The organism is Billgrantia kenyensis, assembly GCF_013697085.1.
Lineage (GTDB): Bacteria > Pseudomonadota > Gammaproteobacteria > Pseudomonadales > Halomonadaceae > Halomonas > Halomonas kenyensis.
On record NZ_JACEFT010000055.1, the window covers coordinates 1 to 9,844 of the forward strand.

Consider the following 9,844-nt stretch of genomic DNA (forward strand, 5'->3'; position numbering starts at 1 on the left):
CCCAAGTCATCCCGAGGCACCACCCTCGGGAACAGCGCCAGTAAGGCGCTGCGCGCCATGCCTGGCGCACACGCAAAAAGGCCCGCTTTCGCGAGCCTTTCATCGACTGCCGAGGCAGTCACATCATGGTCGGTTGGCGCTTAGCCGATGACCTTGATGTTGGAAGCCTGGAGGCCTTTCTTGCCCTGAGTAACGTCGAAGGAGACCTTCTGACCGTCCTGCAGAGTCTTGAAGCCGTCAGCCTGAATCTCGGAGAAGTGAGCGAACAGGTCGTCGCCGTTGTCGTCCGGAGAGATGAAGCCGAAGCCTTTAGTGTCGTTGAACCACTTGACAGTACCGGTAGCCATTATCGCAATTCCTCTAACAGCATTGATTTTCCGGGAAATACCCGAGTTGCAGTGGGTAAAACAAGAAACTTTTCACCGGGAAATCGACGCCATGAGCGTTGCGATGACCACCTGCGATGTTCGACTTGCTAACCAACTGCACGCATCTTGCGCCCTTCAGAGCCGCTCGTCAAATACTATTTTGTCTGGATGACGTAATTGTTACTCCCCGGCGAGGATCCAGCCGGCCGCTTTCTCTGCAATCATCAGTGTCGGCGAATTGGTGTTGCCGCTGGTGATGGTCGGCATGACGCTGGCATCCACCACGCGCAGCCCTGCGACGCCGTGGACCCGCAGACGAGCGTCCACCACGGCCATGGGATCCTCGGCCTTACCCATCTTGGCCGTGCCCACCGGGTGGAAGATGGTGGTGCCGATGTCGCCGGCCAGGCGCGCCAGGTCTTCGTCGCTCTGGTACTGCAGGCCGGGCTTGACCTCCTCGGGGCGATACCTGGCGAAGGCCGGCTGCTCGGCGATACGCCGGGTGACCCTCAGCGAGTCCGCCGCCACGCGGCGATCCTCCTCGGTGCTGAGGTAGTTGGGCGCGATGGCCGGGGCCTGACGCGGGTCGCGGCTCTTGATACGTACGCTGCCCCGGCTGGTGGGGTTGAGGTTGCACACGCTGGCGGTGATCGCCGGGTAGTCGTGCAGCGGCTGGCCGAAGGCCTCGAGGCTCAGCGGCTGGACGTGGTACTCGATGTTGGGATGCTCGTACTCGTCGCTGCTGCGGGTGAAGATGCACAGCTGCGAGGGGGCCATGCTCATCGGGCCGGTGCGACGCAGCAGGTACTCCATGCCGATCTTCGCCTTGCCCAGCCAGGAGGCGGCTAGTGTATTGAGGGTCTTGGCCCCGGTGACCTTGTAGATCGAGCGGATCTGCAGGTGGTCCTGCAGGTTCTCCCCTACCCCCGGCAGCTCGTGAACGAGCGGAACGCCATGCTCGGCCAGGAGGGCGGCCGGGCCGATGCCGGAGAGCTGCAGCAGCTGCGGCGAGCCGATGGCACCGGCGGCCAGGATCACCTCGCGCCTTGCCGTCACCCGGCTGACCGTGCCGTCACGCTCGAGCTCGACACCGCTGGCGCGTGGCCTGCCGTCGTCGCCCTGCTCGAACAGCAGGCGGTGGACCTGGGTGGAGTGCCACAGGGTGAAATTGCCGCGCTTCTCGCAGGTCGGGCGCAGGAAGGCCTTGGCGGCGTTCCAGCGCCAGCCGTCGCGCTGGTTGACCTCGAAGTAGTCGACGCCCTCGTTGTCGCCGCGGTTGAAGTCGCGCGTGCGTGGGATGCCCGACTGCACTGCCGCCTCGGCGAAGTCATCGAGCACCTCCCACTTGAGCCGCTGTTTCTCGACCCGCCACTCGCCGCCGTGGCCGTGATAGTCGCGGTGGGCGGCATCGGCATCGCCACCCTCGTCCAGGCGGTAGTGGTCTTCGTGCTTCATGAAGTCCGGCAGGCAGTTTTCCCAGCGCCAGGCGTCGTCGCCCACCAGCTCGGCCCAGCCGTCGTAGTCTCGGGCCTGGCCACGGATGAAGAGCATGCCATTGATGCTGGAGCAGCCGCCCAGGGTCTTGCCGCGGGGGTAGATCAGCGAGCGGCCGTTGAGGCCCTTGTCCGGCTCGGTCTTGAAGCACCAGTCGGTGCGCGGATTGTTGATGCAGTAGAGATAGCCCACCGGGATGTGCACCCAGTGGTAGTTGTCGCGGCCACCTGCCTCGATCAGCAGCACCCGGTTGGCCGGGTCGGCGCTGAGGCGGTTGGCCAGCAGGCAGCCGGCGGTGCCGGCGCCCACCACGATATAGTCGAATTCCTGCTCTGCCATGGTGGCTCTCCCGTCCCACTCACTTATGGGTCGGCATAGCGAACTCGGCGCCCGCGTTTATGGAGTCCGACCAGCGCTGCATGATCGACTTCTGCTTGGTGTAGAAGCGCACGCCCTCTTCGCCGTAGGCATGGGTGTCGCCGAACATCGAGCGCTTCCAGCCGCCAAAGCCGTGCCACGCCATGGGCACCGGGATCGGCACGTTGATGCCGACCATGCCGACCTGGATGCGACGGCCGAACTCCCGGGCCACGCTGCCGCTCTCGGTGAAACAGCTCACGCCGTTGCCGAATTCGTGGTCGTTGATCAGCTGGATGGCGGTGGCCACGTCGGGTACCCGCACGCAGGCCAGTACCGGACCGAAGATCTCTTCCTTGTAGATGGTCATCTCCGGGGTGACGTGGTCGAACAGCGAGCCGCCCATCCAGAAGCCCTCGCCGCAGCCGTCGCCGGTGGTGGAGGCATCGAAATCACGACCGTCGACCACCAGCTCGGCACCCTCGGCCACGCCCTTGTCGATGTAGCCGGTGATGCGCTGGTGCGCCTGGGCGGTGACGATGGGGCCCATCTCGGCGTCGAGCTCGAGGCCGTTCTTGACCTTCAGCGCGCGGGCGCGCTCGGCCAGGCGCGGTACGATCTTGTCGGCCACGTCACCCACCAGCACCGCAACGCTGATCGCCATGCAGCGCTCGCCAGCGCTGCCGTAGGCGGCACCGATCAGGGCGTCGACGGCCTTGTCCAGGTCGGCGTCGGGCATCACCACCATGTGGTTCTTGGCGCCGCCCAGGGCCTGCACGCGCTTGCCGTGACGGGCGCCGTTCTCATAGATCAGGTTGGCGATCGGCGTGGAGCCGACGAAGGAGAGCGCCTGCACGTCGGGGTGTTCGATCAGCGCCTCGACCGACTCCTTGTCGCCCTGCACCACGTTGAACACGCCGTCGGGCAGACCGGCCTGCTTGAGCAGGTCGGCGATCAGCAGCGAGGCGCTGGGATCGGTGGGGCTGGGCTTGAGGATGAAGGTGTTGCCGGCGGCGATGGCCACCGGGAACATCCACATCGGCACCATGGCCGGGAAGTTGAACGGCGTGATGCCGGCGACCACGCCCAGCGGCTGGCGCACGGTCCAATTGTCGATGCCGTTGCTCACCTGCTCGGTGAAGTCGCCCTTGAGCAGCTGCGGAATGCCGCAGGCGAACTCGACGATGTCGATGCCGCGGGCCACTTCGCCCTGGGCGTCGGTGAAGACCTTGCCGTGCTCCAGGGTGATGGCGCGGGCCAGCTCGTCCTTGTGGGCATTGAGCAGCTCGAGGAACTTGAACAGCACCCGCGCGCGGCGGATCGGCGGGGTGTCGGCCCAGGCCGGGAAGGCGGCCTGGGCCGCGGTCACGGCGGTATCCACGTCGGCACGGGAAGCCAGCGCCACCTGGCCCGAAACCTGGCCGGTGGCGGGGTTGTAAACCTCCTGATGGCGGCCCGACTCGCCGGTCGTCATTTGCCCGGCAATATAATGTGCGATGGTATTCTGAGACATGGGGGCTCCGTCTTGTGGTTGGCTGCCTTCGGTTGAGTGCCGCGTCATTCGTCGCTCTCAGCGAGCAGGCACAATACTCTGACTGACTAGCCTACCTGGCCGGAGACAAGGATCAATTGAGAAATCCAAAAGCCAGATATAAGCTGGGCTTATATCCCTGAGGCTTGGCCCATGCATGACATCCCCACACTGCGTGCCTTCGTCACCGTGGCCCGGGAGGGCAGCGTCTCGCGCGCCGCCGAGCGGCTGCACCTGACCCAACCTGCGGTGAGCCTCAAGCTCAAGCAGCTGCAGGAGACGCTGGGCCTCACCCTGTTCCGACGCCGCCCCCAAGGGCTGGCGCTGACCGCCGACGGCCAGGCCCTGCTGCCCGCCGCGGAGCGGGCGCTGGCTGCCATGGCCGCCTTCGAGCAGAGCGCCCGGGCGCTGCACAGCACCCTGCACGGCAGACTGCGCATCGGCACCATCGTCGATCCGGAGTTCATTCGCCTGGGTGCCTTCCTGCACCGCCTGGTGGAGCGCGCCCCGCAGCTCGAGACCGAGCTGCAGCACGGCATGAGCGGGAGCGTGCTGGAGTGGATTCGCCGTGAGGTGCTCGACGTGGGCTTTTTCCTTGCCCCGCCCGGCGAAGGCCCGGGGCCCGACGCCCCGGAGATCGCCTATCGCGAGCTGACCCACTTCCACTACCACGTGGTGGCCCCGCCCGGCTGGGGCAGCCGCGTGGCCAGCAGCGATTGGAAGGACCTGGCCGCCCTGCCCTGGATCGTCACGCCGCCGCTATCGGCCCACCACCGCCTGCTGCATGGCGCCCTCGACCCGCTCGGGGTGACGCCGCACGGCGTGGCCCAGGTCGATCAGGAGGCGTGCATGCTCGACCTGGTGCGCGCCGGCGTCGGCCTGAGCCTGGCCCGCGACGCCCTGGCCATGGCCGAGCGCCAGGAGCGCGGCCTGGTGGTGGTGGAAGGCGTGCGCCTGCCCTGCGCACTGTGCTTCGTGTGGCAGCGCGAGCGCAGCGAGGAGCCCGCCATCGCCGCGGCGCTGGAAGTGCTGGAGAGCGTGTGGGGAGGCAGCACGGCCTAATACGCACCACATCACCCACTACCTCGAACACAGCGCGCGAGTCGACCCCGAACGCCCGGCAATTCACCCGGCGCGGCGCGGCATTCCATGCATGCTCTCGGGCTTGCCTCGGGCAAGCGTCTACTGTCGTCTCTCAGACTGCGCCACGGACGCTGCTTCTGATGACGGGTACTACAGGCAGGGTAAGCTGCACAGGGGAGAGTTGGCCTTCACGAATCTGCTCCAGCAGCAACCTTGACGCTGTCGCCACCATCTCTTCGCGTGGTTGACGCACCGTGGTCAAGTGAAAGCTGGGCCATGACGCCACGGGGGTATCATCGAAACCGATCACCGAGACGTCTTCCGGCACGCGTAGGCCAAATTCGGAACGAAGCGTTTCAATGACGGCAATGGCCATATGATCATTTGCGGCAAAAATGGCATCGGGGTAAGGAGACTTTGCAAACAGGCGACGCGTCGCCTCGCTCGCCTTGTCGAAACGATAGTCTCCACACTCTTCAGCCCAGCACGATACGCCCTCCAACGCCAAGGCATCGAGAAAACCAAGCCTGCGATATGCCCCGGTGGAAGAAGTCGGCAAACCATTGAGAAAAGCAATTCGTGAATGACCTTGAGCGACCAAGTAGCGTCCCGCCCAGTGCCCTCCATGATAATTATCGCTGGAAACCTGACTGACCCCGGCTGAATCGACGGTCCGGTTGATCATCACAACAGGAATACTTCGATCGACGCACTCCTGGGCAAAGGGTGTCGCCAGCGACGCCGCCAGCATCAGGATTCCCTCGGCCTGACTCTCGAGAATTTCCGACATGACACCTTCGGTATTGCCATCATCACTTACCAGAAACAGCAGAAGGTGATAACCCTCGGCCTGGAAATACTCAGAAGCCTTCGCCAGAGTCAAGGCATAGAACGGGTTATCCAGTTGAGAGACAACCACTGCGATGGTACGAGACGAGCGTGTGATCAGCGAGCGGGCAATGGTATTGGGGCGATAGCCAAGCTGCCTGGCGGCCTCGAGCACCTTGTCTCGAGTCTTCTTTGAGATACTGGCCTTGGGTGAAAAGCAGCGACTGACGGCAGACTGCGAAACACCGGCCAGCTGCGCGACCTCGCGGGAAGTCACGGATTTCTTCTTCATGATCTCTTCTCAACAGTCAGATGGGAAGCTGCATGCACATCGACTCTGATTACCCTTCAGAACGCTTCGCCCGCCCGGTGGATAGCGACCGTGATCAGCACGCTCGCGGCCGACTTCTCTATAGAGCGGCCCATAGCGTCGTGCGTAGTCGACCACCCCATCGGGGGCATTGAGATCGATGGTCACGAAGGGCCCCATGAACGACCAGCGCAGCCGTGCAAAAACGATGGCCCAAGCCCAGCCAATCAGGCCAGCTCCTGCCACACCTACCTGCATTATCATAAGCTCAGCTCCTGTTCTGCATGTAGCGGCACAGATGCTCAACCACACGTTAGACAATAGTCGCAAAACCCTCTTTACCAGCCGGACCCAAGCCCTTCCCTTGCAACTTAAGCTTTTGTATTCAAAGGAAAAGCCCGACCTCTTCATCGACTATACAAGGTACTTATGACAAGTATTGCATTCGTATGCAAACATGACTAGCTTTAAGCCTACTCGTATCAGGTTCGAAACACATTTTGCTGATATTCAACCGGGAAGCCCCATGATCCGTCATCTCAAATCTGGCACTTCAAGCGAAGCCCGTGCCGAAGCCGACCGCCAGGTCCGGGAAACCGTCGAGCAAACCTTGGCCGCCATTGAGACCCGAGGCGACGGAGCCGTACGTGAGCTGTCCGAGAAATTCGATAGCTGGTCGCCAAGCTCCTTCAGGCTGACCCAGGCCGAGATAGAGCAAGCCATGGCCGAAGTTTCCGCACAGGACTTGGAAGATATTCGCTTTGCCCAGGCACAGATTCGAGCGTTTGCCGAAGCCCAGCTGGCATCCATGCAAGAAGTTGAAGTCGAAACTCGGCCAGGCGTTGTCCTTGGACATAAGCACTTACCGATCAATGCCGTGGGCTGCTATGTGCCTGGAGGCGCCTATCCGATGGTGGCTTCCGCCCATATGAGCGTATTGACCGCCAAGGTGGCGGGCGTCAAGCGCGTCGTAGCTGCCGCACCGCCCTATCAAGGCAAACCCCACCCTGCCATCGTGACGGCCATGCACCTTGCTGGTGCCGATGAAATTCTAGTACTCGGTGGCGTGCAGGCGGTTGGCGCCATGGCCATCGGAACCGAGACGATAGAGCCCGTCGACATGCTGGTGGGGCCTGGCAATGCCTTCGTCGCCGAAGCCAAGCGGCAGCTCTTCGGCCGAGTCGGCATTGACCTCTTTGCTGGACCGACCGAAACCCTGGTCATTGCAGATGACACGGTAGACGGCCTGTTATGCGCTACCGATCTGCTTGGCCAAGCCGAGCATGGGCCAACCTCACCGGCTGCGCTGCTGACCAACTCCGAGAAGCTGGCCGAAGATACCATGGCTGCCATCAATGAGCTGCTTACCAAGCTGCCTACGGCGGAAATTGCACGAAAAGCCTGGGAGCATTATGGCGAAATCATTGTTTGCAGCAGCCATGATGAGATGTTGCAAGTCGCCGATGAGATGGCCTATGAACACGTACAGGTGATGACAGAGGATCCCGAGCTTTACCTGCAAAAGCTGTCCAACTACGGAGCACTCTTCCTGGGACCACGCACGAACGTGGCCTATGGCGACAAGGTCATCGGCACCAATCACACTCTTCCTACCAAGAAAGCAGCGCGCTATACCGGTGGGCTGTGGGTTGGCAAGTTCTTGAAGACCTGCACTTACCAGCGCGTGCTTACCGATGAAGCGTCGGCTGAAATTGGTAGCTATTGCTCACGCCTTTGTGCCCTGGAGGGCTTCGCCGGGCATGGTGAGCAAGCCAATGAGCGCGTGCGCCGCTATGGCAAGCGGGATGTACCCTATGCAACCGCGGTAGATCCATGAGACTACCAACGACGCCCAGCCTTAGCCTCGAAGGTCGCTGCGCCTTGGTGACCGGTGCCAGTCAGGGCATTGGATTAGCGGCCGCCTGTGCCCTGGCCCAGGCGGGTGCAAAAGTCACCCTGGCCGCACGCAATGCCCAGCGCCTCGACGAATTGGTCGAGGCGCTGCAGGCAGCCGGCCATCAGGCCGAGGCGCTGGCCTTGGATGTCCAAGACCTGGTAGCGGTACGCCAGGCGCTTCAGGGCCGACGGTTTGAAATCCTGGTCAATAATGCCGGCACCAACCGGCCCAAGCCACTTGGGCAGGTCTCGGACGAAGATTACAAGGCCGTGATGGGTCTAAACGTGCATGCTGTCTATTTCCTCACGCAAACCGTCGTCGGCCAGATGCCTGAGGGCAGCAGCATAATCAACGTATCGTCACAGATGGGCCACGTCGGCGCGGCAAACCGCAGTCTCTACTGCGCGTCCAAATCTGCCGTGGAAGGATTAACCCGAGCCATGGCGGTTGAGCTCGGCCCACGTGGCATTCGGGTCAATAGCATTTGCCCCACTTTCATTGAAACTCCAATGACGAAACCTTTCTTTCAGGAGCCTGGCTTCCTGGAATCCGTGCTGGCCAAAATCCCGCTGGGTCGACTTGGTCAGCTAGAGGACGTCATGGGCCCCATTGTCTTCCTTGCATCACCCGCGTCCGCCCTGGTTACGGGGAGCGCCTTGATGGTTGATGGAGGCTGGACCGCTCATTGACTCCATGGCTGCGCACTACGGGGCGTAGCTGACTTCGTCAAATCATGACAACCACAACATACAACGGAGCACGAGATGAAGAAGTCGAAGACCACGCTTGCACTCTCCGGACTGGCTGCGGGCATTGCCCTGGCCGCCTTCGCCACCACCGCCCAGGCCCAGGAGCGCTGGACCATGACCTCCACCTGGCCGGACAACCTGGACCTGGTGCAGATCGACCGTCACTGGGCGAACCTCGTCAACAAGCTCGCCGGTGACGAGCTTGAGATCGAGTTCCGCTCCGGTGGCACCCTGATGCCTGTCACCGAGGTATTCGACGCCACCGAAACCGGCAGCATCGAGGCCGCCGGCGACTGGCCCGGCTACTGGGCCGGCCGCAACCCGGCCTTCTCACCGCTGGCCACTACCACCTCCTTGTTCAATGCCGTCGACTATATCAACTGGATCCAGCAGTGGGGCGGCCGCGAGCTCTATGAGGAGATCTACGGCCAGTACGACATGGTCTACCTGCCCTACGCAGCTCTGAACAATGAGTCCGGCTTCATGGGCCGCACCCCCATCGAGAGCCTGGACGACCTGGACGGCAAGCGCCTGCGCCTCTCCGGGCGCGACCAGGGCCGCGTGCTCGAGCAGCTCGGCGGCTCTCAGGTGACTCTGGCCGGCGGCGAGATCTACCAGGCCATCGAGCGCGGCGTGATCGACGCCGGTGAGTTCTCCACCCCGGGTGTGGACTACAACGCCGGCTTCGCCGAGGTCGCCGACTACTGGGCGACGCCCGGCTGGCATCAGTCGGCCAGCGTGTTCGGCGTGATGATCAACCGCGACGCCTGGGATGCCCTCTCCGAGGAGACCCAGGAGAAGCTCAGGATCGCCGCCGACGCCACCATGACCTGGGCCCTGGCCTGGTCCGAGCGCGAGTCCACCGATGCCACACAGAACTTCATCGATGCCGGCGTCGAGATCAATACCTTCTCCGAGGATGACCTGGCCCGCATCCAGGAGATCACCAACGAGGTGATCCTGCGCGGTTCCTGCGAGGATCCGGACCACGCCAAGGTCTATCACTCCATGATCAGCTACCTGGAGCACTACGCTACCTGGCGCGACATCTCCGTGCCCTACAACATGAGCCGCGTCATGGACGACCTGCCCTCTCTGGAAGAGCTCGAAGCCTGCCTGTAAGGCCATGCCCCCCGCCGCCCCGGCCCGCCCGGGGCGGCCTTCGTTTCGACGTCGGAGACTTGCTCCATGAATGCGATTGCCAAGGCGATCGATACGCTCAACGAG

At 62.9% G+C, this 9,844-nt stretch carries 9 protein-coding genes; 5 read left to right on the top strand and 4 right to left on the bottom strand.

Annotated features, from left to right (window positions below; all coding sequences use genetic code 11):
* Window positions 1-140 precede the first annotated feature (140 nt).
* The 3 genes from H1D44_RS20170 to H1D44_RS20180 form a co-directional block, all read right to left on the bottom strand.
* Complete coding sequence (locus tag H1D44_RS20170) at window positions 141-347, bottom strand: cold-shock protein (RefSeq protein ID WP_010629501.1); 207 nt, start codon at window positions 345-347, stop codon at window positions 141-143.
* 201 nt (window positions 348-548) lie between these two features.
* On the bottom strand, window positions 549-2,201 hold the full coding sequence (locus H1D44_RS20175; protein ID WP_181517064.1) for a GMC family oxidoreductase: 1,653 nt from the start codon (window positions 2,199-2,201) through the stop codon (window positions 549-551).
* Window positions 2,202-2,220: 19 nt separating this feature from the next.
* The gene (locus tag H1D44_RS20180; protein ID WP_181517065.1) at window positions 2,221-3,732 is read right to left on the bottom strand and encodes a CoA-acylating methylmalonate-semialdehyde dehydrogenase; all 1,512 of its coding nucleotides are present in this window, start codon (window positions 3,730-3,732) and stop codon (window positions 2,221-2,223) included.
* Window positions 3,733-3,903: 171 nt separating this feature from the next.
* On the opposite strand from H1D44_RS20180, the gene H1D44_RS20185 reads away from it, so the two are divergent.
* The gene (locus tag H1D44_RS20185) at window positions 3,904-4,812 is read left to right on the top strand and encodes a LysR family transcriptional regulator (RefSeq protein WP_181517066.1); all 909 of its coding nucleotides are present in this window, start codon (window positions 3,904-3,906) and stop codon (window positions 4,810-4,812) included.
* Window positions 4,813-4,945: 133 nt separating this feature from the next.
* Here H1D44_RS20185 and H1D44_RS20190 read toward each other — a convergent pair whose 3' ends face one another.
* Entirely contained in the window at window positions 4,946-5,953 is a 1,008-nt protein-coding gene (locus H1D44_RS20190; RefSeq protein ID WP_181517067.1) for a LacI family DNA-binding transcriptional regulator, read from the bottom strand.
* 196 nt (window positions 5,954-6,149) lie between these two features.
* Here H1D44_RS20190 and H1D44_RS20195 point away from each other — a divergent pair, with 196 nt between their 5' ends.
* The 4 genes from H1D44_RS20195 to dctP all read left to right on the top strand — a co-directional run bounded on the left by H1D44_RS20195 (window position 6,150) and on the right by dctP (window position 9,739).
* The gene (locus H1D44_RS20195; RefSeq protein ID WP_181517068.1) at window positions 6,150-6,404 is read left to right on the top strand and encodes a hypothetical protein; all 255 of its coding nucleotides are present in this window, start codon (window positions 6,150-6,152) and stop codon (window positions 6,402-6,404) included.
* 93 nt (window positions 6,405-6,497) lie between these two features.
* A complete protein-coding gene (gene hisD / locus H1D44_RS20200; RefSeq protein WP_181517069.1) occupies window positions 6,498-7,808 on the top strand; it encodes a histidinol dehydrogenase in 1,311 nt (436 codons plus the stop codon).
* Window positions 7,805-8,557 carry an SDR family NAD(P)-dependent oxidoreductase gene (locus tag H1D44_RS20205; protein WP_181517070.1) on the top strand — a complete coding sequence of 251 codons (753 nt, stop codon included), beginning with the start codon at window positions 7,805-7,807 and terminating at the stop codon, window positions 8,555-8,557. Before hisD ends, H1D44_RS20205 begins: the two co-directional genes overlap by 4 nt.
* Before the next feature lie 75 nt (window positions 8,558-8,632).
* Window positions 8,633-9,739: a TRAP transporter substrate-binding protein DctP gene (gene dctP / locus H1D44_RS20210; RefSeq protein WP_181517071.1), complete on the top strand. Its 1,107-nt coding sequence runs from the start codon at window positions 8,633-8,635 to the stop codon at window positions 9,737-9,739.
* Window positions 9,740-9,844 lie beyond the last annotated feature (105 nt).

Excerpts from the sequence above, each read along its gene's own strand:
- H1D44_RS20175 (WP_181517064.1), bottom strand. The coding sequence starts at position 2,201 with ATGGCAGAGCAGGAATTCGACTATATCGTGGTGGGCGCCGGCACCGCC.
- dctP (WP_181517071.1), top strand. The coding sequence starts at position 8,633 with ATGAAGAAGTCGAAGACCACGCTTGCACTCTCCGGACTGGCTGCGGGC.
- H1D44_RS20170 (WP_010629501.1), bottom strand. The coding sequence starts at position 347 with ATGGCTACCGGTACTGTCAAGTGGTTCAACGACACTAAAGGCTTCGGC.
- H1D44_RS20185 (WP_181517066.1), top strand. The coding sequence starts at position 3,904 with ATGCATGACATCCCCACACTGCGTGCCTTCGTCACCGTGGCCCGGGAG.
- H1D44_RS20180 (WP_181517065.1), bottom strand. The coding sequence starts at position 3,732 with ATGTCTCAGAATACCATCGCACATTATATTGCCGGGCAAATGACGACC.
- hisD (WP_181517069.1), top strand. The coding sequence starts at position 6,498 with ATGATCCGTCATCTCAAATCTGGCACTTCAAGCGAAGCCCGTGCCGAA.
- H1D44_RS20195 (WP_181517068.1), top strand. The coding sequence starts at position 6,150 with ATGAACGACCAGCGCAGCCGTGCAAAAACGATGGCCCAAGCCCAGCCA.
- H1D44_RS20205 (WP_181517070.1), top strand. The coding sequence starts at position 7,805 with ATGAGACTACCAACGACGCCCAGCCTTAGCCTCGAAGGTCGCTGCGCC.
- H1D44_RS20190 (WP_181517067.1), bottom strand. The coding sequence starts at position 5,953 with ATGAAGAAGAAATCCGTGACTTCCCGCGAGGTCGCGCAGCTGGCCGGT.